Origin of the sequence: Vibrio sp. TRT 29B02 (genome assembly GCF_050113655.1) — a bacterium.
Lineage (GTDB): Bacteria > Pseudomonadota > Gammaproteobacteria > Enterobacterales > Vibrionaceae > Vibrio.
On the sequence record NZ_JBNJOJ010000008.1, the window covers coordinates 1 to 26,159 of the forward strand.

Here is a 26,159-nt window from a genome sequence, read left to right on the forward strand (position 1 = left end):
CGCGGGTTCTCCTTCTATGCTCAGTCTAAGCCGAAGAACTCTAAAATGGTATGCCACTAGTTTAGGGGAGGTTTACACTTATGTAACAATAAATATCCATTTACCAAGATAAAAAGTCCATTTCATCTCTAATTTTCCAAACCTGCTCCTTAGTAAGCTCTTGTGTTGCTTGAGGCTTAGATTCAGATATTGATTTAGACACCTTCACCTGCCGTTTTTTAGGCTTCGGCTTACTCTCAAGTTTACCGACCAATAACTCACTAATCTTATCTCCCATTATCTGCGCAGATTGCGATACGTGAGCATCATTCACGTGAGCATAACGGAGCGTGGATGAAAGGCGTGTGTGACCTAACAGTTTCGACACCATCGGAAGAGGATAACCCTCTAATACTGCATAACTGGCAAAGGTATGGCGTAAATCGTGAATACGCACATCTTCAATATTCGCTAAAGCTCGTACTTGCTGCCATACCGCACCGACCTTAGTCGGTCTACTCACAAAATCACATAGAGGTGTAAATACATCGTCTTGTGATTCATTACGCTGCGACCATGCTTGTTTTGATACAAAGGAAAGGAGTTTTTGTGCTTCCTTACCCACGTACACGACCTTCGCCCCCGTTTTGCTGTCTGGTAAGTACCACTCCTTGTCTTTGACAAAAGACCACTGCAACCCCGTCACCTCTGATATTCTGCATCCCGTTAACAGAACCAGTTTGAGTACCTGACAACAACATGCTTCCATATCTCCTTGCTGGCTTACGACGAATAACGCCTCACTAAGCCGTGATAACTCATCTAAACTCAAAAACCGATTCACTTTTTGCTTACGATTTTGTTTAAGTCCATCGCAAGGGTTACTCTCGCAATAACCTTGGTTCACCGCATACTTGAAAATAGAACGAAGCACATCAAGATTACGGTTGGCGGTTCCAGCGTAAACCTGACTGAGTTCATCGAACCAACGGTGCACATGACACGGTTCAATACGACTAACAGGGTAACGGCCAAACTCAGGGAGTAAATGCCTTTGTAACGCACTTCTTGCTGTACCTTGCGAACTTGTTTTCCATGTTCGACAAACATTATCTGTCCATTCTTCTTTCACAAATACATCAAAGCGAGTCAATCGTACTGCCCCACCCTTTCTTTTTTTAAGAAAAGACATCTGTAGCGCTTGTACATGCTGACGAGCCTTTGTTAATGTCAGTTGCCCAACTAACGCTAACTTCTTACTCTCCGTGGGTAAGTGCGTGACATAAAAACGGCGTCCATCAGAATAAACTCGAACCCCTAACGCAGGCACTTGTGTATCCCACACGGTATACGTTCGTGTTTTTGAGTTCAGCGATTGAATCACTTTAGAAGTAAGTAATAATGACTTCATAAGCGCATCCCCTTAGCCAAAACATCCGACACACGAGAAGCAGCCTGACATACATCATCACGCCCTAAGTGCACATACTTTAGCGTTGTTTCGGCATCTGCATGCCCTAAGAGATGACTAAGTACCATCAAGTTTACTTTTGATTGAATGGCAATACTGGCATAGGTATGACGTAAATCGTGTAAGCGTACCCCTTCCAAGCTTGCTAACCGACGAACACGACACCAAAATGCCCCTAACCTATGCGATGATATCGGTTGAGTGTTGCATGACGCAGGAAACAGATAATCACCATTGGACTGCCACCTATCAAGGTAAGCTCTTACCTGTGAAGAAAGATAAACGGTTTTAGCTCCCGTTTTGCTATCCCGTAAATGCCAATTCCCTCCCCTATACTCTTTCCATTGTAAAGCTCTGACTTCCGATGAACGGCAACCTGTGTATATCAACAGGCGTATTATCATGACTTCGCTTAAATTCCTCTCCTCTAACATGCCTAACACTTTCCATAATCGGCACAATTCATCCTTGTTGAGATAACGCTCTACCTTGCCTGCTTTATAGCGCTTAAATCGACGACAAGGGTTACTATTTGGAAGACGATATCCCCATTCCTCACATTGCTGCATCATAACCGATAGCAACACTAGTGCTTGATTGGCGGAGCCTTTCACATGAGCCAATTGAGCAAACCATTGTTCAACATCGTGTCGAACAATAGATTGCACTTCCCTATCTCCAAGATAAGGAGCAATATGAAGACGAAAGGCACTTTCGTTCTTTTTCAAGGTACTAGGCTTCCAATGGCGAGGATAACGAGCAAAAAACTCTTGGCCGAACGTCTGTAGCGTCATTGAAGGCAAAACATCCTGTTTCGGACTGCGCACCTGCTGAATTAACTGCAATGCTTCTCGCCTAGCTTTACGTAATGGGTAGTTTGATGTACACCCAAGCTTATGTGTCTGTCTCAAGCCGTTATGCTGAAAACGAACAAAGAACACTCGTTTTCCTGATGGGTAAACTCGCAAGTACAGTGTAGAGACCTTAGTATCATAATATTCTTGCGCGGTTGAAGTGGGTTTGACTCGTTCAACAAATCGTTGAGTAAGGGGTGTTTTTTTCATTTCAAGCTCCTATTTACAGAGGCATATTTGAGTAAGAAAACAATACTCAAATACGCAATGGCACTTAAAACAAAAACTAAAGATTGTTAACTTTCAACAAGTTACCACAGACAACCATCCATAATCGCTAGATTATGACGTAGGTTGTGTGTTCGGCTTCCTCACTGACGTACTACTGCATGCACCATGGGGCGGTCTGATTACTGCGCCAGTCTCAAGCAACATTCCAATGTATGTGGTCGGTATTGCACTGGGCTCACTAACAACGGCTCTTATTGTGGGCTTCTGGAAACCGGTCGCTGAAGAAGAGACGGAAGAGACAACAGTCGAAGCGACTCCTGCACAAGTAGCTCCTGTTGCGGGTGAGGGCGAATACGACATCGTAGCCGTCACATGTTGTCCATCAGGCGTGGCGCATACCTTTATGGCTGCTAAAGCGCTAGAAAAAGCAGGCGCAGCAGCTGGCATCAAGATTAAAGTAGAGACACAAGGTCAAAATGGTATCCAGAACCGCATCACCGACCTAGATGTCGCTAACGCGAAGCTGGTTATCTTAGCCCACGACATTCAAGTTAAAGACGCGCAACGCTTCGCTAACGCCAATGTGATTGAATGCTCAACCAAAGAAGCGATGAAGAAAGCCGCACAACTGATTCAACACTAATCAATATCCCTCTGAAATCTAGCGCCCTAGCACTCTGCTGGGGCCTTTTGATGTATGGCATCAGTCGCCGCGAGTAATACAAATATCCCGCCCCATAGACCTTACTCTTTAGTGTTAGTTTGATCAAATGCACTTAATCGCTGTGCAACAAAATGTATCAACTGAAATTATGAGCTACATCGCCACAGATAAAAGAAGAATTGCTACATTCATTCCAATTCAACGTCAGAAATATCAATAATTATAACTCTAAGGGGCTAACAATGAGGCTAAGTAATCTCTCTATCAAATCAAAGCTCGCATCCATCGTGGTTTTATCGGCAATTCTCATTGCCATGGCTTGTGCCTACAACCTGATTCAACAACGCAACTCTTCCATGCTTGAGCGTGAAAGCAAACTTAGCGCCCAAGTAGAAGCAGTAGTCAGTTTAGCAAAGCACTATTACGATCAGCGCCAACTGTTAGGAAATGATGTTGCGAAGCAACAAGCTCTACTTGCAATCGAAGCGCTTAGATATGACAGCAACAACTATTTCTGGATTCTGAATCAAAACCTCACGGTCGTGCTCCACCCTATCAAGCCAGAACTTAATGGCAAAAGTGCGGAAAACTTTCAAGACGGCGGTGGCAAATTCCACTGGCGTGAGATGGTTTCGATATCCAAATCACCAACTCAAAAAGGCTTTTTAGAGTATCAGTGGAAAAGCCCAGACGGAGAGCTAAAAGATAAAATCTCTTACGTACAATTGTTTCCTGAGTGGAACTGGATTATCGGCTCCGGAATCATGGTTGCCGACATTCAAGAAGCGTTTTATGCCTTGGCGATTAAAGAAGCGATTGTTGCCCTTCTCTTATCTGCGTTACTGTTTGGCATGGGATATATGATTTCCAACAACATTTTGATCCCACTTCATCGACTGATTGATCACACCCATTTGATTGCCGATGGTGATTTACGAGTTCGTATGAACATGAAGCGCAAAGACGAACTTGGCGACATGAGTAGCCAGATTGATAAAATGATGGACAAACTCCAGTCAACATTACGTACGGCGAATGAATCGGCGGCTCAATCTAGCACCATGGCATGCCAAATTGCTCAGGCTAGTGAAGAAGCCGCTACCAGTGTCAATTCACAACACGCTCAACTAGAGTTGCTCTCGACCGCGATGACAGAAATGAGCGCCACCATCTCGGATGTTGCGACCAATGCTGAAAACACCGCCGCGAGCACCAACAAAGTCGTCGACCATGCACACAACAACGACGAGACGATGAAGCGTACTTCGGAGTCTATTGCACATGTGTCTGATAATATCTCAGTAGCGAACGAGCTGGTGCGCGACCTGCAATCTGGCGTCCAAGAGATCAGCAATGTGGTCGGTGTGATTCGAGAGGTGTCTGAGCAAACTAACCTTCTAGCGCTTAACGCTGCAATCGAAGCCGCACGAGCGGGTGAACAAGGTCGTGGATTTGCAGTTGTGGCTGATGAAGTCCGCAACCTCGCGAGTCGCACGCAAAACTCAACCAACGAAGTGCAACAGACCATCGAAAAACTCACACGCCAAGCAGAGAAAACCTTCGCCGCGATGCAAACCAGTAACGAAAACGTTGAGGAGAGTGTTCGAGCTTCAGAGAATACACGCAAGCAGCTCGATTTAATCGTTGATGAAATGCAAAACGCCAATGATATGGTGGCTCAAATTGCCGCAGCCTCAGAACAGCAAAGCGCTGTTGCGACCGAAATGAATGAAAACGTCACTGGCATCCACTTGGCTGCTAACGAAGTATTGCACGCTTCTCAGTCGCTCGCGGAAGATAGCCAGTTAATGGCGAATACCGCAGAGCACCTTACCGCCCAACTGAGATACTTTAAGGTTTGATTCGTCGCCAGTGACAAATACAAATACGCCTTTAGCAACACGAATCGCCCTCGGTTAAGCCGCTATTGGGGAAACTGACGATGGAATCGTTCAATCAAGAAATCGATAAACAGGCGCAAGCGCTTAGGTTGATACTGACGACTCTGATAGATGACGTTTAAGTCTGCGCCTGCTTGCGATATCGAGGTATTGAAGTTCTTCATATATCCATTAAGCAGCGTCACTAAGCGCTGCTGCTTGATATCCTCTTGAACATCGAGAATCGATTTCAGGGCAATTCCGGCTCCATCCAATGCCCATTGACGAATCACCTCCCCATCATCAGAAAATCGTTTTGGTATCACGCTGACAACGTTATGCTGCTGGTCGTCTTGGAAATGCCATGTTTTGAGCTCTTCACTGCTCCGTACCAAGGCGAGACAATCATGTTGAGCCAGTTCCTGTGGCGTGATCGGTGTCCCTCTCTTGGCCAAATACTGTGGTGACGCACATAGAACTCGTCGACTAGAGGCGAGCTTACGCGAGATGAGTGAGCTATCTGCCAATGCCCCATAACGGATAACAATATCGAGCCCAGACTCAGCAATGTTAGATAAGTTATCGTTGAGATAGAGGTAAGGAATCACTTCTGGGTAGAGCTCACTAAACTCCGATAAGATTGGCGATATGTATTGCTTACCAATATCACGAGGCGCAGAGATTTTTAGCGTGCCACGTACCTCTGTTGTTCCGGTTTGAAGTAGATTTTCCGTCTCTTTAACGCTGTCGATAATGTCTAAACAAGCTTTGTGATAGAGTGCGCCGGAGTCCGTCAACGAAATGTGCCTTGTAGTACGATTAATCAACTTTACGCCATACCTATCTTCAAGAGACTGCAACCTTGCCGTTACCGTGGCTGGAGATAACCCCAGCTCTCTTCCTGCGGCGGCCAACCCTTGATTCTTGACGATGCTGATAAACAAGGTCATATCTGTAAACTTATCCACGCATGCTCCTTAATCTCATTATTCATGAGAACCGAATAATCAATTCAAATACTAGCCAATTATCAAATTCTATCCAAGCAATATACTGGCTCCATCAAAATCAGATTGGAGAATAACCATGAAAAACGAAAAAACGGTTTATGTTGTGCTTGGCGGAACATCTGGTATTGGGGCCGAACTGGCTCAACAGTTAAAGAACGAGAACACCATAGTTCACACTGCTAGTCGCAAGACTGGGCTTGATATTAGTGACGAGCAATCTGTCTACCACTATTTTGAGTCTATTGGTGCTATCGATCACCTTATCGTCACCGCTGGCTCATATGCTCCAGCAGGCAAAGTCATTGATGTCGAAATTTCACAAGCTAAGTTCGCTTTCGACACCAAATTTTGGGGCGCGATCAACGCCGCTAAGCACGGCGCGCGCTACATCAAGAAAGGTGGCTCAATCACGCTAACATCGGGCATGTTGTCACGCAAGGTTGTCGCTAATACCTATGTCAAAGCCGCCATTAATGCTGCCATCGAAGCGACGACAAAAGTCATGGCGAAAGAACTGGCTCCGATACGAGTCAATGCTATCAGCCCAGGGCTAACCAGAACCGATGCCTACAGTGGCATGAACGAAGCAGACAGAAATGCCATGTACGAACGCAACCAAAGCAGCCTGCCTGCTGGCAAAGTTGGCGAAGCCAATGACGTAGCAAAAGCGTACCGTTTGGTCATTGAAAACACCTACATGACCGGCACTGTGGTTGACGTCGATGGCGGAGCACTGCTTGGCTAACCCTTTATGACCACTGGCGTCTTGCGCTTCGCTCGACGTCAGTCGCTTCCAACTCTATTTAAATAGGTTCTCCGATGAAAAATGAAAAAATGCCGCTTCAGGTATGGATTTTGACACTTGCCGCTTTTGCCATAGGCACTGCTGAATTTGTCATTGCTGGTATTCTTCCTCAACTCGCCCACTCACTTGCTATCACCGAAGGGCAAGCGGGCTACTTAATCAGTGCTTATGCTCTTGCCATCGTCTTTGGTGGACCACTTCTCACTATCTATCTAGCACGCTTCAACAAAAAATCTGTGTTAGCTGGGCTAATGGTGTTGTTTATTCTTGGTAACTTGATGTCTGCTTTTGCACCTAACTACTTTGTGCTGATGGTTAGCCGAGTGATTACGGGGTTAGTTCAGGGACCTTTTTATGGCATCGGCGCTGTGGTGGCGACCAATTTGGTCAGTGAGAAAATGGCTGGGCGTGCAGTAGGACAAATGTTTGCAGGCTTAACGTTAGCTAACGTGTTGGGCGTACCTGGCGGCACGTGGATTGGCTTACAATTCGGCTGGCATACGACATTTTTGACCGTTGCCGCATTTGGTTTAATCGCACTGGTGTTTATTACCTCTGTGATTCAATCCAGCGGCCATGACGAAGCCAAAGATGTAAAAGCGCAGCTAACTGCATTCAAAAATCCAATGCTATTGATTAGCTTAGCCATTACGGTATTTGCGTGGTCGGGCTTTATGACTTTGTATGGCTACATTGCACCAATTGCCACACACATTACCGGGTTTGGCGACAATGCAGTGACTTGGATTCTGGTCATTATCGGTGTTGGTCTAATCATTGGTAACACGCTGGGTGGTCGCTCATCGGACAAAAACTTGCAAAAAGCCTCGATGTTTTGGGCAGTTGCCATGATTACAAGCCTGTTACTTGTTGGCTTGACTGTCGAGAGCAAAATCCTGTTTGTAGCTGCAACCTTTATATTTGGGATTGCCTCGTTTGCTAATGTACCAGCGATGCAACTTAGAGTAATGAATCACGGTGGCGAGGGCCAAGAACTGGCTGCGACAGCAAACATCTCTGCCTTTAACCTAGCCAATGCATTTGGTGGATTCTTAGGTGGTATGGTTCTCGACAGCCATATGGGTGCAAGCATGATCCCATACGCAGCGATTTTTGTGCCTGTGATTGGCCTACTATTTATTGCCAAAGCCAACCGCAAGGAAAACCAACAAACTGAGTTAGAACCAAGGTTGGGTAACTGAGCAAGAATACTTCTACGAACCTTAGTTTAAATCATAAAGGCCTGTTCACTCAGGCCTTTGATGTAGCCGTCGAATCATAGCCAGCCACCTTACGGAAAACAAAGATTATCACAGTAGTCATTGTTAAAAATATCACTACATCAATCATTTATTATGATCTTTGGGGGAAGCAAAAAATCAGTGTGATTATAAATAAACCGCATGAGAGCCATTGCATCCCAAGATTAGGTAAATAAGCAAAAGTGAGGTAAGTATGTATGTAATAGTGATCATTTTTTAGCCCCTCTATACAAGAATCCCCCCGCTTTACCCCGTCATAACTTGAGATCAAACAAATCAAAAAATGGGATTTATTTATGACGCCTTTTTGGTATTAATAGCCCTAAATATAAGCAAACCAAGATGCTAGACCAACGTATTACTTCATTATTTTTGAATGATACTTCTGGAAGCATGTTCATTAATAAAGTTCCATTCATAAAAATTGAGTAGTAATTACCACCAGTAAAACCAATAACCAAAACAATGTAAACGTAAATGTATACTGAACTGTTAAAGGTAAAGTAGGATATCCGCCTTAAAGTGAGCAGAATCGCAATCGTAGTCAAAAAGAACATAACATCTTTCAATTATTCAATTCCTTAATTGTATCGATATTGTAGAAATCTGATCCTAATTCGGCCCCTAACGCAGATTTGCTCATTGCTTGATAACCTCTTAAATAATCTTCTGCACTATACCGAAACAATGTAAACGTAAATGTATACTGAATTGTCATTACTATTCTGTCGAATCATAGTGCTTGGGAAAGCAAAAGAACAGAAGATAAGCATCAATAGCTAAGCTAAATATCTGTATTGTATTATTTGGCAAAAAATCAGCGAAGAAACTTTCAAAAAATATCACTTCAACTTTCAAACCATTATGGTTCATTCCATAATTAAATATTGAGTAATACTGTGCTCCAATTGCTATATATAACGGAACATATAAGTAATACTGAATTTTGGTCAACCTACACTTCTTTATTTTCCTAGCAGTAACCATTATCATTAGTGATATTAATATAAATATTACAATATTAATCATTTATAAAGCTCTTTATGTAACTGATCAACAGTCATCCCATCACTAAAAGCACTAGCACCAAGAGATATCTTACTAGCAGCCTGATACCCTCTTAGATAATCTTCAGCACTATACCTAAATAACTTAAATTGCTTGGCTTTTGAGGTTCTTGTCCACGGCATCGGATTTAATATGCCGTATGAGCCATAATTTACTCGTTTATATTTATGGGACGGTAAACATATCGTATATCAATAGATCCGTTATGGACGACTGCTAACTGGCGGGATTTGAAGCAATATTCATTAATTACGCGGAAATTACCTTAAAATGGTATGGAAAATCAGATATCTGCACGGGTGGCAAATCATGCTAAACACCATGCGCTCCTTTAAGGTTGGATGAATGGGACATTAGGGCGTTGAAAGGACAGACGCCTCAACGATTATACCCGTGGGTTTAACGTGTGTGTCCTTTTAAGTTTTGTTCTTGTGACATAGATAAGAATGAGAGAAAACGTCCAAAACAACATTAATGTAATCATAGTCAATCTGATATATGTATGAGATTATCATCCAGATTCTTCCGGATGTTTAGGGATAAGGAACCCTGAGTAAATGCATACACCAAAGCTAAGCCAAGAAATTAGGTCATTGTTTGAGTAATTAGGAATAAATGGCTCAAGCGTTTCAAAAAATGGATAACCACTCATAAAAATAGAGTAGTAATTTAAAAGAATCGGAAAGAAGACAAAAATGCAATAAGCTAATCTTAGAATATTTTTTGTAAACTTGTAACGAGCCACTTTCCTGAAAATAAAAACTATTAAAATGGTTACTATTAAAAACTTGGCGACATCAATCATCTGCTATTTCTTTCATTGTTTTAAGAGTATAACCATCTGATAGTGCTTGATTTAATAGCGCTACTTTTGAAGACGCTTGATAACCTCTTAGATAATCTTCAGCACTATACCTAAATAGTTTAAATTGCTTGGCTTTTTGAGTTCTTGTCCACGGCATCGGATTTAAGTTAGGTTTGGAGGCAATCTGGTACGCCTCGCAAGCATTTTTAACCGTAGTGCTTTTAGCGAATGCCCCATAAGCAGACAAGGCTAAATCGGCCCCATAGTAGGCAATATCACCGTGTGATTCTGAGTAACCTAGCGATTCCGCTGCATGTTGATAGCCTTTGCGAACCGGCCCTGTTGCATTCTCATCGCCATCCCAAAAGTACTTGCCATTTTCATACAGATTGTTGGTGCCATGAGCCATCATTGGACCACCAATTAAGCATAAGACCGCCGCTGAGGCGTAACATATTCCCGCGCCTGTTGTTACCTGCATGACACCAGCGACAAAGCCAATTCCTTTTTTAAAGATCAAGTTACCTTGCTCGATCAGACTTTGTTTTTCTTTTTGAAGCTCTTTGAATACTGTCTCTTTGTCCTTCTTACCGCTTTTATAATCGTTCACCAGACATTGCTCAAACCGATCGACTTCACGAACAAACTGCATCTTCAGACCGCCATTCGAGATGTGGCGATGTGAAAGCGTAACAGCTTGCATAGTGAGCCCTTTAGCGGCTTTTTCGACTTCACGAATGTCCCATGAGTCTGGTGCGGTTTGGTTTCTCATCCTAAGTATCTATCCCATATTTGATAACCTTCTGTACCGGCCATGTTATGTTTCCAGATTATGTCGCGGTATGTGAGATGGAATATCTCAGACATATCTTCATCTCCGGAAGTAAGTACGTTTGGTTGATCAAATGACAGAGAGGTAATCAACGCATCAACTAATTCAATCGTGTAGAAGTTTTCGTTATGACCATGCTCATTGGTTCGATAAAATTTGATAGTGCATTGCAAATGCTCTTGTTTGGAAAGGGCGTTGCCGAGTAATGGCGAAGACTTATCTACGGGTTTGGTAATCGCCACTTCCGTTGGGCCTCCCTGCTTGTTTAAGGTGAAGTTACAAGCCAGAACCGTGATTTCATCTTTATGAGATTCTTGAGCCTTGTTGCCGATTGAATCTTTGGTGTTACAGCCTTGAGAGATACAGTATTGTTTTTTACCCATGATAGATAAGTATGCCGTATGAGCCATAATTTACTCGTTTATATTTATGGGACGGTAAACATATCGTATATCAATAGAACCGTTATGGACGACTGCTAACTGGCGGGATTTGAAGCAATATTCATTAATTACGCCGAAATTACCTTAAAATGGTATGGAAAATCAGATATCTGCGCGGGTGGCAAATCATGCCAAACACCCATGCGCTCCTTTAAGGTTGGATGAAGGGAACATGAGCAAGTGCGCTTTCAGGAACGCAGATTACCTCCCCTTAAACAACTCACCTCGGTGATGTGCCAGATATGGTTTATGCTCACGCACGATCCTAAACGACATATCGTCTCTTAGGCCGATGACTTCTGGCGCTTCAAGATACTCTGAGATAAGAACCTTGCCGTTGTCGTCAAAGGAGATAAAACCGAGGTCAAACGCTTTGTCTAAGTTAGCGAGCAGCAGCAATCCGTTGAACTTATCCAGCCTTTCTTTATTGTTTGAAGCGCGCCAAGGTTTTATATGGGAAGCGAGCAAAAGTTGTGTATTGCGATACCCTGTAACGGCACAGCCTCCCCACATCTGCACCAACTGAGATCTAAAGTGACCTTGACCCATTCTGGTTTTGACCATGATGCTTTTTTCGGTGTCGGTTAGCTTTTTGTCTACCATGACCTGCCGAATGTCTGCGTTCACATCTATTTGGGCTAAATCGGCTAGGAACTTGTTGTAATGGGTCAGCGCAGCGCTGTACATTCCTTTACCCTTGCGATCCGTTAGTTTAAAAACCTCTAGCTGTCTGACTTTCTCTTCATACTGAGTAAATCGACGGTAGGAAGTCACTTCGGTCAATGGCTCACAGATTTCCCCCGTATCCATTAACCAGTTTGAAATTGAACCACGAATTGCTCCAAGATAATTTTTTGCGGTTTTCTCCGACTTACCAATATCCATCAGCCACTGATAGTAAAGGGATGCAAAGTCTGTAAAATTTGAAACCAGCGCTTCTTTCAGCTCATTGCTAACGATAAAGCTTTTCATATCGTTAAATAGCTCATCGTCTAGATACGCATAGGCGATCGCTTTTGAGGAATAGCGACTGGTCGTCATTTCGTCATAGCCAGCGTGATAGGCGAGGTGCCAGAATCCCTCGCTTCTCAGATGGAAGAATGGGTTCTCTGGTGTGTTTTTGTCTTTGCCGTGAGAAAAGTTGTTGAAGTGTTCTGTGAATCTCTCTTTTAGCGGCTGATTGAGTTCGATTTTGTTTAAAGCGATATGCCCTGCTTGGATTAAATCCATAACCGCTAGGAGCATGCATACTTTATGAGGGCTTTTCTTACCACCCGAGATGTTCATATTCAGGTTACGAAACTTGTCTGGATAAAAGTTGTATGACATGTTTACACCTCCAAACCAGAGGTTTTCTTCATCACAACAGTTTGCCAAGTAACCTCTTCTCGCTTCAGCGAATCTTTGCCATCTTCGATATGGCAGATAACCAATCCGACATCACTAGCTAATTTATCCAGCTCAAATACGGAGACACCAAAAGTCTCACGAGCATCTTTAAACTCGCCGTGACGTAATGTAATAACCAAGACACCCTCGTCTGACAGGAGACTGCACAATGCCTTTATAGCGATAGATCTTTGCTGAACGGGAAGATGCATCCAAACCGCCGACAACAGAACTAAGTCATACTGCTTTTCTAGCTCGATCACGTGTTTTAAATAAGGTAATGAGTCATGTAACCAGACGACTTGCTCCGAACAGTTATAGTTGCCGATCTCAAGCAATCTAGTTGATGGCTCAACAGCAAACACTTCACAGCCACGGGCACTCATCCACCTTGCATCTCTTCCAGATCCAGCGCCAACATCCAAAACAACATCACCCGATTGAGGCCAATATTCAGTCCAAGACTGGTGAACAGATTCGAATTCTAGGGAATCGTATTGCTGAGCTAGCTTTGAGGCATTGTTGTTGTAAAAAGAAGTAGTTGCGGACATATATCAAACCAAGCATCACTGTTCCTGCATGATATACGGCTAGGTTGCATAAGGCGATAAAGTATTAGAAATGAATTAGATTCTGTGATGAAAATCTTATACAAAAGCCATCCGCAGAACTGTGAACGCCGTAAATCTAGTGTGATGTTTAATCGCCCACTCGGATCACAAATCAAGCATATGTTGCTCTCGAATAACGCCACTAAAGATACGAGCGTGGTAGCATTTGTTAGCTCCATTGTGAGCTATTGCTATCATGTAGAACCTTCAGATATCAAATAAGGCCTGATAAATCAGACCTTTTAGAATGTGGGAGTGAGACAACAGGATTAACGCAATAAAACTATGATTTAAAGCATTTTTTAAGAGCAAACACTAACATGTATTACCTCAGGTATTACTTAAAGAAATCTATCGAATTCCAAGAATATTTCGACGGCATCACTCACAGTGACGAATAAAATACTAAATATGGAAAAGTAAGGACTCAGTACAATACTGCCGCTTCTGTCCTCAACAGCTCGCACTCATCACTCACGAGGTCATAGGGAATAACTCTAACCGACAACCTGTCATCAAATCTAAATAGAGGTAGAGGCTCTTTAAAGTGCTCATATGCAGGATAGATAAGATAAACCAAACCTGCCCCATCCAAATAATTTTGGCCATAAGCAAGCATTTGATACATATCAGATTGGCTGATCCCATACTTCTGCTTAGCGGTCGTTTGCTTTTCGTTAATTAGCTTCCACTTTGTATCTGCCACATAGATCGGCTTACACGTACTATTATCGCTAACAACAATATCAGGCTTGAGCCTAAACCACTGTTGAGACTTTCCGTTAAGGGGCGTATGAGTTACTAGGGCGCAACTGCTTGCTTGAGTTCTTAACGTGAGCTCATGAGAAAGCGACTTCCCGAGCCTGAGCGCTACGTATTGCTCAAATAGGCTCTCCATCGGGAAAAGCATCGAGATGCCATTATGCCCCCCTGATAGTGATACTGGTGATTGATAACTCAAAATTAACTCACACCATGGCTTCACATCGCGATAGTGAATAAGAGAACGATCCTTTGACCACTGACGAAAATCCAATGCATAATTTTTAGAGCAAGGGATATCATCAAGTGCAAATTGTAATTCACCACCTAAACGCAAGTTATCGCTATTTTTAGACCACTTCATTACTTGATTAAGCGCAGAGCGTATCAATCTATTCTCCGCTCTATCCGGTGAAAACTCATCGTAAGAAATGTGGAAACTATTGAGACAACCCGGCCTCTGGTTGAGTTGCTTTGAAGTTTGTAGCTGCCCTTTTAAATATGGCTTACGCTCTTGAACTCTAGTGTACTGGCTACGGATACCCTTCTTAATTACATCCGAGACTTCTTTCAAGAAAAAACCAATCAATGCTTCAAATAGAGGTCTGTTTAACGTTTGAAGGGAAGTGTTTTCAAACTTATGCATGTTCAGCTTATGAACCGTTGAAAGCATCTTAAGAAGCACTTTCGTTGCTGATTGACTGTCTTCCTGATCTGATATCTTAGGAAGAATCTCAATGCGGGTACCACAAGGGGTTTCTAACACTCCCACATAATTGATCACTTGCAAAGCAATCGATCTACCATGCTTTTTGACCTTTATAAGATCAACTGAATCTTGGTTATTACTTTGACCGTTAACCATTAGCCACTCAAACGCTTTACTTGGTATTGAGTGGCAGTCGGTACTCGACTCATTACCACCATTGAGTAACAAGCCGAATTCACGAACGGCAATCACGGAGTCATGATTCCTACTAAACATTAAGAATAGATACCGATATAAGCTGCGGCGACTTTAAAGGCGTGATCGTTTCTAACATAAGGCTGTATGCCCACTTGGTCCCAATCATCTCCCATCAACTGAGCAATTTCGTTCGCGTCAAATTGCTCAACAACAAAGCGTAAGCTTTCATCTGTTTTAAGATGATCGCCCAATACCATTGCTACTCGTTCCCAGTTTTCAAAGAAATACTCTTCCAGCAATGGAAGGAGCTGTAATTCAAAAATTTCAGCTAGATGTTCAATCGACGGGTTATCTTTTAGTGATAGAAAGAAGCTGTGGCCTATCGTGTGCTCACGGTCGTACAGTAACTCTATTCGCTTATTAATAACCCGAACAATCTGCTCAATGTCAATACCATCAATTAATGGAATTTCTGCAAGCAGTTCGTAGTTAGTCATCATTTCTTCAAACTGAAAACGACGACGCAACGCGATATCGATCTGAGCGAGCGACTTATCAGCCGTGTTCATCGTACCAACAATATGTAAGTTATCAGGAACTGAAAAAGGCTTTTTTGAATATGGCAATTTAACCGATAGTGCTTCTTTAGCACCCACCCTCTTACTGGGTTCAATCAAAGTGATTAACTCACCAAAGATATTGGAGATATTACCTCGGTTAATCTCATCAATAATCAACACTCTCTTATCCGAGGATGCTTGATTCGATAGCGATAGTCCTTTGCTAACAATCTCATCAACTAATGGCCCCAATACATTAGGGTAGCCATTTACTAGATACTTCTCCATCAACGTATCTACTTTATCAAACACCCTTTTTTGCTTGATATCTTCAATAGAAATATCACCAGATCGAACTAAATCACAAAGCTCGTCAACAATCGATTTGGGCATTGGCAGATCAGAACCATTAGGCTTGCGAATAGTAATTAGCTCTTCAGAAATTGATTCAATCTGATACTTACCTAGCGTGCGTCCAGGCGCTACGTTACCCCTGTCAGCACTACCTTGTAATATAGTTTGGAGTTTTTCAGTATCGATGGTGGATTCGTATAATCGATACAAAGTCATTTGAGACAAGTTCTTCTTAAACAATTCATCAACTGGCAGTGATGGTTCGTACACTCTGTGCCAAGTAACTTTTCTTGCTTGAGAATAGCTAACATCGTCAATAGCTGAGTTATCAAAATAATAATCGCTGGTAATTTCAGCAATAGCACGAAACTTACGGTTGCCATCCGAAACGACAATGAGATCACCCATAGCCATCTCATTTTTGAATTTGTTTACTGATGTAACTTGATAGTCATAGCTTTCGTTCTCAATTGCGACATTATTGCTACGGTAGGTTTGAGCCACTTGCTTACGATCGGCTGCGTCAGAGAAATCTATGTCATAACCATAACCTAAAAGAACGTAGCCGTTATCGACACATTGCTGATAGATAAAGGCATCTTCACCAGCGATGTCACCTAACGACATCTTCCAGATTTTACGACCTCTAATATCAATATGGTCTTGCTCTGCTTTTACTGTTGGTTTGGCACGAGCAGATTCGCATAAGCGTTTAAAAATACCATCTTCGATTTCGTAGTTGACCTGATTGTTTTCTGTCGTCGCTTTCAAGCCTTCCACAAAGTCTTCATAACTAAAACTCTGGTGGAAGGTAACAAAACCAATGCGATTGCTGTTTAGAAGTTCATCAAATCGCTTTTTGATAGCGACTCGATCATCGTTATGTTGGTGGTAAAATTCAGGGTCAACAATCTCTAAAGCTCTATTGATCGTATTGTAGGTTTTACCTGTTCCTGGCGGTCCATAAAGAATCGTATTAAGCGGTTGAAGTTTATCATTACTCTTCACATCATACTCCTGTGCTGGATCATTGACCTCATTGGGGGACGATGGCTTCGGTACCTTCCATTTAGACCGCAACGGCTCGACATAGTAGTCAAGTTCTTGAGTACCGTACTCAGCTTCAAATGATTGTCTTAGTGCCAACAGTTTAGCGTCAGTTTCCTTATTATCCATTCGGTTATATTGAGCACTCGTGATATCGGTTAAAGTGGTTAAAATGGACTTTCTATCCGTGTTACCGAAGATGCGCTCATGAGCCTCTGGAAACAGCAGATATAAAAACATATGACGAAACTGTCTCGTGCTATTTTCTGGAATAGACTCCAGCCACTTAGGCAAGCGTTCAACATCATTCAAAAGCTCTTTTCTCTCCAGGTCAGAGAGCTTTAGCAAAGCCTCAACCAACCGGATAACATAAACAAGCTCGCGCCAGCGACCTGTATTGTATGCGGTTCCAGCACTGCCAATTCCAGTTAAAGCGTTGTCGGATAGGAATTTTTGCTTGAGCTCTGGGGTAATCTCAAACCCACTCCAGGAAAATACTCTTTCAATACTGTTACGTTTAGATTCAGGACCAGTATTGCTTGGGCAAAGAAACATCAACCATAGCATTTCAGACGCAAGTACTTTGGCTTCTGGGGAAGCATCTGCCAGTTGAGTTTCTAATTTTTCAAAAAAGTCACCGTCACCTTCATCTAAGTTTTCAACAAAGTAATCAATGAGCTCTTGGCACGTTGGTGAATTCCAGACTGTGAGTTCCGTGAAAAGAGAGCGACCTTGAATTAAACAACGCTCTTTGAACTCCGACATGTTGCTAAGTAAATGAGTAGAATTCTTGTCACCACAATATATAGCCAATTTTTAGTCCTTGCCTATGGTTTTTTCTTATTAAATGATGAAAATTTCTACTCGATTGGTCTACCCAGCATACGCCCTAGCACTTCTTTCATTGACTCTTGAAAATCGGTCATCGACTTCATATCGGTAATTTGAGCCAAATCTATTTGACCTTCGTCTACTAGCTCATTGAGTTTTTCACGAGTAGCTGATTCACCTAAATGTTCTTCCAACTCGGCTTTTAAAGATCGAGGCGAATCATCGTTTCCCGAGCGTTCCTCTAGAACTCCACAATGTTGATAGCCGTTTTTCAGTGCACAGAGTAGCCAAGCTTCTGACTTTGGTTGAGCAACAAACGGCACGCCATTTTCAAAGCCTTGCGCTTCAAAACCGTGCTCCATCGAAAGACGCTTAGTATTGTAATCAGGCCATTTATTGCTGTCTGAGTCGTGAAAAAGAACAGCTAAACTAGGTTGAATTTCCGCATTTTGTGCTACGTGGGCTAATGCTCGTGCAGCACTATAAAATTCGCGGGTTTCGTGTTGAGTCTTCTTACCGCGTCGTGATAACGGCTTGATTATGGTTCTATCGCGCGAGATATCGGTGATGCGAGCTTCATGAACGACTTCGAGCATTCCTGCTTCTAATAGTGAGAAGCCTGAATATGGCTCAATAAACTTGTCTATTAGTTTGCTGAGCGGGCCTATTGCCGCATTGCTTTTACCGATGTCGGTTTCACCTTCACCGCTGACAACTAAATACATGCATTCTGCCCTCTTTAGTTGCTAATCAGTTGAACTGTCGCGGCTTCTGGCGCAAGATTTTCAAGAATCGTGTCTTCATAGGCCTCACCTGGCCCCATGAACTTTAGCTTGCGCTGCATAGAAGGGATATCAAACAAGCGAATAGCTTGTGTCGCACCTTGAGCATTTTTATAGAGGTAAACCACACCTGCTCTAGCTACATCATCTTCCATGTAGTTAAGAATCATAGGGCTGTGAGTGGTAACAATCACCTGGGTATTAGCCTCAACTAAGCTGTCGACTAGCTTTTCTATAAGCTCTGGGTTGACACCGTTTTCAATCTCATCAAGTAATAATGCGCTCTGCTTTTTGGTCAACTGAGCAAAAATTGCCATAAAACGCAGTAAGCCATCGTTGATGTGTCTTGCTTCTGTTTTTATGATCTTCTCGCCAAACTTCTCTTCTATTTCTAACCTAACAGTGCCTGCCGATTTTTGAACTGTTGCATCAACCTTGACCAAGCTTGGGTATAGCTCTTTCAACGTAGCCACTAGGTTCACTTTCTCTTCTTTGGTCATATTACTGATAAAGCTTGAAAGCATCTTACCGCCAGCGCCCAGTGTTTTACCGCTGATGTGTTGATCACGAAGCATTTCAGGAGAAAGCATGTCTAATGCATTCAGCTCATTAAAGAAGGTTTTAAACGCCACTAGCTCCTTTGGCAATTGATTCTCTCTTAATTGGGATAGAATCGAACCTTGGTATGCAAAGGTAATTGGAGCCTGAAGATCTTCAGTTGGTAGTGAGAACTTTCCATCAGCAACATTAAGCAGCGTTTTACCACCCCACGTAATTTTCTCAGCTGTACAGAACAACTCTGTTCTGTTGAAACTGCCTTCCCAAATAACGGGTTTACCTGAGTATGAAAGTTCTACGGTAAAAGTAATATTGGATTGCTTAGTCAGAGTTGAATTGAGATCTCTTGCACTCCATTGACGGCTATCCAACCACTCATCGATATCGCCGCTTACTTGCTGTGAAAGAAAATCAATAAACTGTAATACGGTGGATTTACCTGAACCGTTTAACCCCACTAAACAGTTAAATTTACTAAACGGCAGTGAAAAGTCTACCAGCGACTTAAAGTTGTTGGCTTTGATGTTGACTAAAGAGAGTGATTGATTCATGTCGTTCATTATTCCTTCTCTGCCGTTTTTGCTTTTGTAGTGCATTTGCGAGTGGTCTTTTTCGGCTCACTCTGTTCTTTTTCGGCCAAAATACGCTCTAGTAACTTTTCTGCAGGCTCATCATTTGGATCTTGTGGCACCAACTCGCCTCGGAAAGCTTTGGCTAGTATCGATTGAGTTAGACGATCTAAGCGTGCTTTGGCGTCTAGGTATTGTTTTTCGGCTCTATTAGCCCTATCCATCAACCCGCTAATTATGCGATTAATTTCAATTTGTTCGTCCATAGTTGGAGCTAACAGAGTTAACCCCTTAAAGTTTTTAAGATTAACTTTCTGTTGAGCAACTCCGGCAGTAATAGCTCTCATCTGAGATTGAAAGTGTTCTGACTGCATATAGTGAAACACAAATTGCTTATTTATTAGTTCTTCGTTTACATCCAATTTAATACAGTCAGAAGTAATCACTGCTTCAGCACAATCATCTGGATAAATTGCCACATCACCGGGAGGATCGCCCATCTTAGTAATAAGAATATTGCCAGGTTTAACTCTATGCGCAGCTAATTCTATAAATTTTCTATGTTCAACAAACTTAGTATCTGCTCCACCGAATTGCCTTGCTCTAATTTCTCGAACGAAGACCAACGGGTGCCCTTCACTTCTGTAATCAGCAACTTTTAAATTACTACCAAAAGGCCCGATCCCAAGTGAATACTTTTCTTTCTTGGCAATTTTTTCAACGGCAAAAACGTTATTGCTCCATTCAATTCCCAACTCCTCACGCCACTCTTTCGTCAACTCCCCAGACGTAGCCGCAGCCAATACTGATTGGCGGAAGCGTTTTAGGATTGCAGGAATTTTGTCTAAGCGAGCTTGGACTTTGTCAACCTTAGCAAGGATTGAATCTAGCTTGTTGGCAATACGTATTTGTTCGTTCAATGGTGCTAACGGGAGTTCACTCTTTTTAAGTGCTGTTTTATTAAATTTTTGTTGGGCATTTCCGCCAGTAATAGAGTCTATTAACTCTCCTCCTACTGGTGAACTGATAAAGTAATGCAGATATTTATTGCTCGTAATTGATGAAGCTCTTACTCTAATCCCATTCGGAGCAAGAGACATTGGCATTTTTAAATCAGGGATTATAAATGTTTTTCCTGGAGCTCCCACATTAGATAAAAACAAATCACCTGGCTCCAGCTTACTTTTTGATAAATAGTTGTAAGAAGATTCAGTAATATATTTAAAGTCCCCACTAAAAGAATTATTGAAGTCCTTTAAACGGAGTAAAATTGCAAAATCCTCAACATCTGTTTGAGTTACGTTCTCTTTAAGTGATGCAAAGCTTCCATTCGAAACATAATCGGTATAATCCCCAGCTAAATCAAAGCTGGCTTTAGTCCACCCTTTAGGTAACTCACTCACAGAGCCACCTCATCACTTTCCGCTGAATCCAAATCTGCCAGAATCGCTTTTAACTCTTCCATTGCCCCCGCCATTTCAATTAATGCTTCGTTTATCAACACATCTGGCGCAGGCAGCTTGGAAGCGTCTTCGTTGTTTTCATCACGAATCCAGCTTAAATCTAATGATTCATCATTAGTCTTAATTTCGTTGCGGCTAAAGCAGCGCAGGCGACAGCCATCTAAGTCATCTTTGTGCTTGCTCAGGAATTTTTGGCGAGCTTTTTCATCTACTTGCGTTAAATCATGACCGACTGCTTCATAAAACTCATCAAAGTGTTTTTTGGTCAGTACAGTACGTTTACCAAACTTAGGCATGTTAGAGCGCAAGTCATACACCCATACGTTTTGGGTTTGGCCTTTATCTTGAGTTGCGTCTTCAGGTTTAGAGAAGAACAACACATTGGTTTTCACCCCAGCGGCATAGAAAATGCCTGTTGGCAAACGCAAGATGGTATGAAGGTTGCACTTCTCCATTAGGTCTTTACGGATGGTTTGGCCTGTTGACCCTTCAAACAAAACGTTATCTGGCAGCACAACCGCTGCACGACCACCTGGTTTGAGCATTTTGTGGTACATCAAATGCAAAAATGCCAGTTGTTTGTTGCTGGTGTAATGAACCAAATCGTCACGCGTTGGTACGCCACCGCCCTGCTTAGTACCAAATGGCGGGTTAGCAAGAATCAAGCTCGCTGGTGGTAGTGCTTTGCCCTCGTTAGACAAGGTATCACCAAATAGAATGCCGGAGTTTTTATCGTTTACTGCAAGGTCATGCAGCATCAGGTTCATCATGCCTAAGCGATGCGTGTCTTGAACCAACTCCATGCCAAAAAAGGTTTTATGCTGGTATCTATCGTAAGGTACTGGCTCTAACGCTTGAATATCGTTGTGCTCTTCCAAGTAGTTGTGCGCACTGATCAAGAAGCCACCTGTACCTGCGGTTGGATCAACAATGACATCATCTAATGTTGGTTTCATTAGCTCTACCATCACGTCGATAAGCACGCGCGGAGTAAAGTACTGACCAGCACCCGATTTTTTCTCACCTGCGTTGATCTCTAACAAACCTTCATACATATCACCTAAACCTTCGGTTTTGGCGCTGTACCAATCAAGCTTGTCGATTTCTACCACTAGCTTATTTAACGTTGCTGGTTTGCGAATAACTGTGCTGGCATTTTTGAAAATCGCTTGGGTAATGCGAGAGCCATTGTAGCCTAGATGTGTTAGCAGCTTTTGATACTCTTCTAGACGAGTCGCTGAGTTGTAGGCTTCTAGATCTTCCCAACAGTAGCCTACTGGCAATAATTCCTCTTGGCCTGTCTCTTCGACCATTTTCAGGAATATAAGGTAAGTGAGCTCGTTGAGGTATTCATGATAAGTCACACCGTCATCACGGAGTAAGTTACATAAATTCCAAAGTTTGGCGACGAGATCTTGAGTACTCATTAAATATACTACCTATTTGTATTGACCAGCTTAAGCTGATTGTTGTTGTGGCAGGGACTTAGTTAAATCATCAGGTGACGTTTGATCAACTGATTGCCACAATGCTTTGTTAAATTGTAAGAGAACATCCTCTACAGGCTGTTCAAAAAGTTTGCTAGCGCGTTTTAGTCCGCCTTGCTGCTGCTTAAAGATGCCTTGGTCTAACGCTGGCAAATCAACAATAGTGGTAGCCTTCATCTGTTTGGCGATAAGCTCTAACCATTTCTTTTGTGGTGTTTTCCACTCTTGACTCGCTAGCATGGTTTCAAGCGCTTTTTCTACTCGCTGCTCAAAAGGGAGAAGAGGCTCGCCGAGCGCAGCCTGACGAATAAATCCAATGATTCGAGCGGCTATTTCTTCGTTTTTTACTTCGTTCCACGCAACTTGCAGATCTTGTTCTCTAAAGCGGTTCTTTTCAAGCTCAATCGCCAGCTCTTTTAAGCTTTTTCTTGTTAATTCCCAAGGTTTTTGCACAACTGTTTGAATTGCGATCAAACGGTTACTGTTTGCGTTTACAAAATCACTAAATGCTTGCAGATAATCGGATGGTTTTTGCCCATCACCGTAACCTGTAGTGACATTGGTCACCTCGTCGTCATGATCAGAAATTATTATTGGAGGACGGTTACCACCTCCGGTCACTTTACTATCTAATAGCTCGCCTAATCCCGGATGCTTGGTAAACCACTCTGCCACTTCATCAACTGGTCGACTCTTCAGATCTTGAATAAAGTCTTCAGGAGATTGGCCAACAATGGTTTCAAAATCTTCTCGCTGTGAGTCAGTTAAATGACGACGTTTAACTTGAAGCTTGGCGATAAACTGATTTTTCGCCAACGTTTGCAGTTCTTCCTCATCGACCTGAGTCATTTCATTCTCGAGCTCGCTGAACGTTATATTCACGTTGATCACAACGGGCTTCATGCTGTTCACATCTTCAAGCTGAGTGTAGATATCGACCGCGTCAAAGATTCTAAATGGCCCCTTGGCGATCTCATCACATAAACGGGTTGCACGGCCTAACATCTGTTCAAACAAGATTCGGCTATTCACACGACGCAGGAAGACCAGATTACAAATCTTGGGAACATCCACCCCTGTGGTTAATAGATCCACCGTCACCGCAATATTGGGTAAACGATCGTTCTTAAACAGACGGATTTTTTCTAATGGCTTATCCGATGCTCCGGTGATTTTTTGGATGGCGTCGTCTTCTACCTCACCATGATATTGTTCACACGCTTCTTTTAGGGCTTCAACGACTTGATCAGCGTGTTTGTCCGTGACACAGAATATGAGCGTTTTCGCTTCAGAGTAAGGGTTAATAGCATCACTTTCTATGAGCCATTTGGTCACGACTTTGGTGAAGTTTGGGCTCACCACTTTCTTGTTAAACTGCGATACATCGAAATCGAGTTCATCTGGTGTACGATATTTTTCAATCGTATTGTCTTCTACGTTGTAAGCCTGAACTTCTTCGTTGATGTCGTAATGAATGCCCTGCTCTGCAAGCTTGGTGTGAATTCTTATCGGCGGTAGGTGATCGTTAAGATAGCCATCAATGACCGCTTCCGTATAGGTGTAACTAAAGATAGGTTCACCAAAGATATCTACCGTATGCAGTGCTGGCGTGGCAGTTAAGCCTATTTTGAACGCATCAAAGTAATCCAAAACTGCTCGATACTTGGATTGGTAATCTTTTTGATCACGAAACTCTAGTTCCGTCTCACTCTGAATTCGGTCAAGCAGATAGCCGCGGTGACATTCATCAACCACAATGCAGTCGTACTGACCAACGCCCGGCTTGGTATCACCATCATTCGGGTACAAAATACGTTTTACTAAACCCTGCACGGTAGCGACATGGACTTTGGTATCGTCTTCAGGCTTAGCGACTGGTGGTTTGTCTGCTTCCATACCAATAACATCGAAGGTATCGGCAAAGGTATTTAAGTTCTCTAGGCGCACTTCACCAAAGTCGGTGGTTGCCTGAACGCCAAGAGCAGAGCGATCAACCAAGAAAAGAATTCTGCGAAAACGTTCTGCTTTGAGTAAGCGATACACTAAAGCAATACAGGTTTTTGTTTTACCTGTCCCGGTTGCCATTGCCACCAGCGCATTCGTCTTACCTTGTTTAATCGCCTGTTCTACTGACTGAATTGCCTTAATCTGATAGTCACGAAGTTTTAGATCGTAATCAAACCCCATCTGGTCAAGTTCTTGCTCTGCTTGTTGTGGCGTTTGACGAAGGTAAGCTTTAATTTCACTTGGTGAGTACCAGCCTTTTAGAGCTCTGCGGCGATTGGTCGTATCTCGAACATCCAAAAACCAAATACCGCTCTCTTGCTCTAGTTGTTCTAAGTAAGGTCGACCATTAGTCGCAAACACGACTGGCACTTTGAACTCACCGTAAGTGGTTTCAATAACAATCCCACTTTTATTAGTTAAGCCTTTGGCATAGCGCTTTGCTTGGTCAATGGCGCCATAGACATTCTTCGCACTTTTCTTTGCTTCTACTACTGCTACAGGGGTTAAGCCCATAAATAAAACGTAATCAGCCGGACCGGAATTAGTCGGCCATTCTGCTATCGCACGATTCTCATTGGCAACTGGCCTCGCACCTTTTGAATATTTAAGGTTTACGCTGTCTGCTTTCCACTTCGCATCATTGAGTTGCTCGTCAATCAGTACACGAGTTTCTTCTTCATTTAGCTCCAAACGTGACTTTTCAATCTTACCAATAAGCTTGGCTTGCTCATCTGAGCTCTGCTTATTAAAACCAGCCAAATAAAGAACGTTAGCATCATCCATCTTCTTGCGATATTGAGACAGTGTCGCTTCATGTTCAGTTGCAACCTCTTCCCATAACTGGCTTTCTGCCTGCATCTGCTCAGCTCGCATTTTCTGCGCGTGAGCTTTTTCAGCTTCAACTTGTTTGAGTTCTTCAGCGACTTTTAATCGTTCTGAGGTTCTCTGTTGCGCAATTTCTAACGCTTGCAGTTTTTCTTCGAGCTGCCTTACATGTTCAGATGGGTCTTGAGGTTTTATGAATGGCTCAGGCCTAAAGCCTTTTGCGTGAGAGCCTCCAAACAGAGTATGGTACCAAGCACTAAGGGCATGCCCTAGCACCAAAGCTTTTAACGCATCTCTGTGACTAGAAGAAGTGAAATCGTGGTTAGCAGAGTTACCAAGCTTTCTGATGGTATGGAAAGAATCGCTAATACGCGCATCGAGAGTAAGTTTGTACTCAAGATTGCGTAAAAGGTCGACTTGTCTAATATCTCGTCCATCTTCATCTTTGCCATATCGAACACCAACACGCGCAGCTACATTCTGCGCTAATGCTTCCCCTAGCTGACGAATCTTTACCAAAGTAGTATTAGGGTCAGGAACAAAACATTGCTCTGCTCGATTAGCTAATTGAAACAGCAATTCATCATGATGCTTTAAAAACTCAAAATTACTTTTATCCACGCAAAGTTCCTTTCACCACATCCAACAGGCTTTAACTGCAACTAGATTAGCATTTTACTATGTTTAAGACTGTTAGTTAATT

Annotated in this window: 17 protein-coding genes and 1 pseudogene; 4 read left to right on the forward strand and 14 right to left on the reverse strand. The window is 42.7% G+C overall.

Annotated elements, in window-relative coordinates; translation table 11 throughout:
* Positions 1-100: 100 nt before the first annotated feature.
* Both ACQEXT_RS06570 and ACQEXT_RS06575 read right to left on the reverse strand, forming a co-directional pair.
* Positions 101-1,390, reverse strand: a complete 1,290-nt coding sequence (locus tag ACQEXT_RS06570) for a tyrosine-type recombinase/integrase (protein ID WP_426951148.1) — start codon at positions 1,388-1,390, stop codon at positions 101-103.
* Positions 1,387-2,514, reverse strand: coding sequence for a tyrosine-type recombinase/integrase (locus ACQEXT_RS06575; RefSeq protein WP_426951150.1), 1,128 nt, complete (start codon positions 2,512-2,514; stop codon positions 1,387-1,389). The genes ACQEXT_RS06570 and ACQEXT_RS06575 overlap by 4 nt, the downstream gene beginning before the upstream one ends.
* A 139-nt stretch (positions 2,515-2,653) precedes the next feature.
* On the opposite strand from ACQEXT_RS06575, the pseudogene ACQEXT_RS06580 reads away from it, so the two are divergent.
* Positions 2,654-3,178: pseudogene (locus tag ACQEXT_RS06580) on the forward strand (fructose PTS transporter subunit IIB); the annotation flags it as partial.
* A gap of 263 nt (positions 3,179-3,441) precedes the next feature.
* Positions 3,442-5,061, forward strand: coding sequence for a methyl-accepting chemotaxis protein (locus ACQEXT_RS06585; protein WP_426951151.1), 1,620 nt, complete (start codon positions 3,442-3,444; stop codon positions 5,059-5,061).
* A gap of 62 nt (positions 5,062-5,123) precedes the next feature.
* On the opposite strand, the gene ACQEXT_RS06590 is transcribed toward ACQEXT_RS06585, so the two are convergent.
* Positions 5,124-6,047 (reverse strand): LysR family transcriptional regulator, encoded by a 924-nt coding sequence (locus ACQEXT_RS06590; RefSeq protein ID WP_426951153.1) that lies wholly within the window; start codon positions 6,045-6,047, stop codon positions 5,124-5,126.
* A gap of 118 nt (positions 6,048-6,165) precedes the next feature.
* On the opposite strand from ACQEXT_RS06590, the gene ACQEXT_RS06595 reads away from it, so the two are divergent.
* Positions 6,166-6,834 (forward strand): SDR family oxidoreductase, encoded by a 669-nt coding sequence (locus ACQEXT_RS06595; protein WP_426951155.1) that lies wholly within the window; start codon positions 6,166-6,168, stop codon positions 6,832-6,834.
* A 74-nt stretch (positions 6,835-6,908) separates the two neighbouring features.
* A complete protein-coding gene (locus ACQEXT_RS06600) occupies positions 6,909-8,096 on the forward strand; it encodes an MFS transporter (RefSeq protein ID WP_426951157.1) in 1,188 nt (395 codons plus the stop codon).
* A 1,925-nt stretch (positions 8,097-10,021) separates the two neighbouring features.
* On the opposite strand, the gene ACQEXT_RS06605 is transcribed toward ACQEXT_RS06600, so the two are convergent.
* From ACQEXT_RS06605 to hsdR, 11 genes are all read right to left on the reverse strand, one after another.
* On the reverse strand, positions 10,022-10,801 hold the full coding sequence (locus tag ACQEXT_RS06605; protein WP_426951158.1) for a DUF4225 domain-containing protein: 780 nt from the start codon (positions 10,799-10,801) through the stop codon (positions 10,022-10,024).
* Positions 10,798-11,271 (reverse strand): Hcp family type VI secretion system effector, encoded by a 474-nt coding sequence (locus ACQEXT_RS06610; protein ID WP_138970264.1) that lies wholly within the window; start codon positions 11,269-11,271, stop codon positions 10,798-10,800. The genes ACQEXT_RS06605 and ACQEXT_RS06610 overlap by 4 nt, the downstream gene beginning before the upstream one ends.
* 234 nt (positions 11,272-11,505) lie before the next feature.
* Positions 11,506-12,633: an HNH endonuclease gene (locus ACQEXT_RS06615; RefSeq protein ID WP_331415947.1), complete on the reverse strand. Its 1,128-nt coding sequence runs from the start codon at positions 12,631-12,633 to the stop codon at positions 11,506-11,508.
* Positions 12,634-12,635: 2 nt separating this feature from the next.
* Positions 12,636-13,244, reverse strand: a complete 609-nt coding sequence (locus tag ACQEXT_RS06620; protein WP_331415948.1) for a class I SAM-dependent methyltransferase — start codon at positions 13,242-13,244, stop codon at positions 12,636-12,638.
* Between the two features lie 487 nt (positions 13,245-13,731).
* Entirely contained in the window at positions 13,732-15,051 is a 1,320-nt protein-coding gene (locus ACQEXT_RS06625; protein ID WP_426951159.1) for an McrC family protein, read from the reverse strand.
* Positions 15,051-17,747, reverse strand: coding sequence for an AAA family ATPase (locus ACQEXT_RS06630; protein ID WP_426951161.1), 2,697 nt, complete (start codon positions 17,745-17,747; stop codon positions 15,051-15,053). Before ACQEXT_RS06630 ends, ACQEXT_RS06625 begins: the two co-directional genes overlap by 1 nt.
* A gap of 47 nt (positions 17,748-17,794) precedes the next feature.
* Positions 17,795-18,490: a hypothetical protein gene (locus ACQEXT_RS06635; protein WP_426951162.1), complete on the reverse strand. Its 696-nt coding sequence runs from the start codon at positions 18,488-18,490 to the stop codon at positions 17,795-17,797.
* A gap of 14 nt (positions 18,491-18,504) precedes the next feature.
* Positions 18,505-19,665, reverse strand: coding sequence for an AAA family ATPase (locus ACQEXT_RS06640; RefSeq protein ID WP_426951163.1), 1,161 nt, complete (start codon positions 19,663-19,665; stop codon positions 18,505-18,507).
* On the reverse strand, positions 19,665-21,077 hold the full coding sequence (locus tag ACQEXT_RS06645) for a restriction endonuclease subunit S (protein ID WP_426951164.1): 1,413 nt from the start codon (positions 21,075-21,077) through the stop codon (positions 19,665-19,667). The genes ACQEXT_RS06640 and ACQEXT_RS06645 overlap by 1 nt, the downstream gene beginning before the upstream one ends.
* On the reverse strand, positions 21,074-22,564 hold the full coding sequence (locus tag ACQEXT_RS06650; RefSeq protein WP_426951166.1) for an N-6 DNA methylase: 1,491 nt from the start codon (positions 22,562-22,564) through the stop codon (positions 21,074-21,076). Before ACQEXT_RS06650 ends, ACQEXT_RS06645 begins: the two co-directional genes overlap by 4 nt.
* 30 nt (positions 22,565-22,594) lie before the next feature.
* Positions 22,595-26,077, reverse strand: coding sequence for a type I restriction-modification system endonuclease (gene hsdR, locus ACQEXT_RS06655; protein WP_426951168.1), 3,483 nt, complete (start codon positions 26,075-26,077; stop codon positions 22,595-22,597).
* Between the last annotated feature and the right edge of the window lie 82 nt (positions 26,078-26,159).

Bases quoted from the DNA above. Each gene is read 5' to 3' on its own strand.
- ACQEXT_RS06570 (WP_426951148.1), bottom strand. From the start codon at position 1,390: ATGAAGTCATTATTACTTACTTCTAAAGTGATTCAATCGCTGAACTCA.
- ACQEXT_RS06575 (WP_426951150.1), bottom strand. From the start codon at position 2,514: ATGAAAAAAACACCCCTTACTCAACGATTTGTTGAACGAGTCAAACCC.
- ACQEXT_RS06585 (WP_426951151.1), top strand. From the start codon at position 3,442: ATGAGGCTAAGTAATCTCTCTATCAAATCAAAGCTCGCATCCATCGTG.
- ACQEXT_RS06595 (WP_426951155.1), top strand. From the start codon at position 6,166: ATGAAAAACGAAAAAACGGTTTATGTTGTGCTTGGCGGAACATCTGGT.
- ACQEXT_RS06600 (WP_426951157.1), top strand. From the start codon at position 6,909: ATGAAAAATGAAAAAATGCCGCTTCAGGTATGGATTTTGACACTTGCC.
- ACQEXT_RS06605 (WP_426951158.1), bottom strand. From the start codon at position 10,801: ATGAGAAACCAAACCGCACCAGACTCATGGGACATTCGTGAAGTCGAA.
- ACQEXT_RS06610 (WP_138970264.1), bottom strand. From the start codon at position 11,271: ATGGCTCATACGGCATACTTATCTATCATGGGTAAAAAACAATACTGT.
- ACQEXT_RS06615 (WP_331415947.1), bottom strand. From the start codon at position 12,633: ATGTCATACAACTTTTATCCAGACAAGTTTCGTAACCTGAATATGAAC.
- ACQEXT_RS06620 (WP_331415948.1), bottom strand. From the start codon at position 13,244: ATGTCCGCAACTACTTCTTTTTACAACAACAATGCCTCAAAGCTAGCT.
- ACQEXT_RS06625 (WP_426951159.1), bottom strand. From the start codon at position 15,051: ATGTTTAGTAGGAATCATGACTCCGTGATTGCCGTTCGTGAATTCGGC.
- ACQEXT_RS06635 (WP_426951162.1), bottom strand. From the start codon at position 18,490: ATGTATTTAGTTGTCAGCGGTGAAGGTGAAACCGACATCGGTAAAAGC.
- ACQEXT_RS06640 (WP_426951163.1), bottom strand. From the start codon at position 19,665: ATGAACGACATGAATCAATCACTCTCTTTAGTCAACATCAAAGCCAAC.
- ACQEXT_RS06650 (WP_426951166.1), bottom strand. From the start codon at position 22,564: ATGAGTACTCAAGATCTCGTCGCCAAACTTTGGAATTTATGTAACTTA.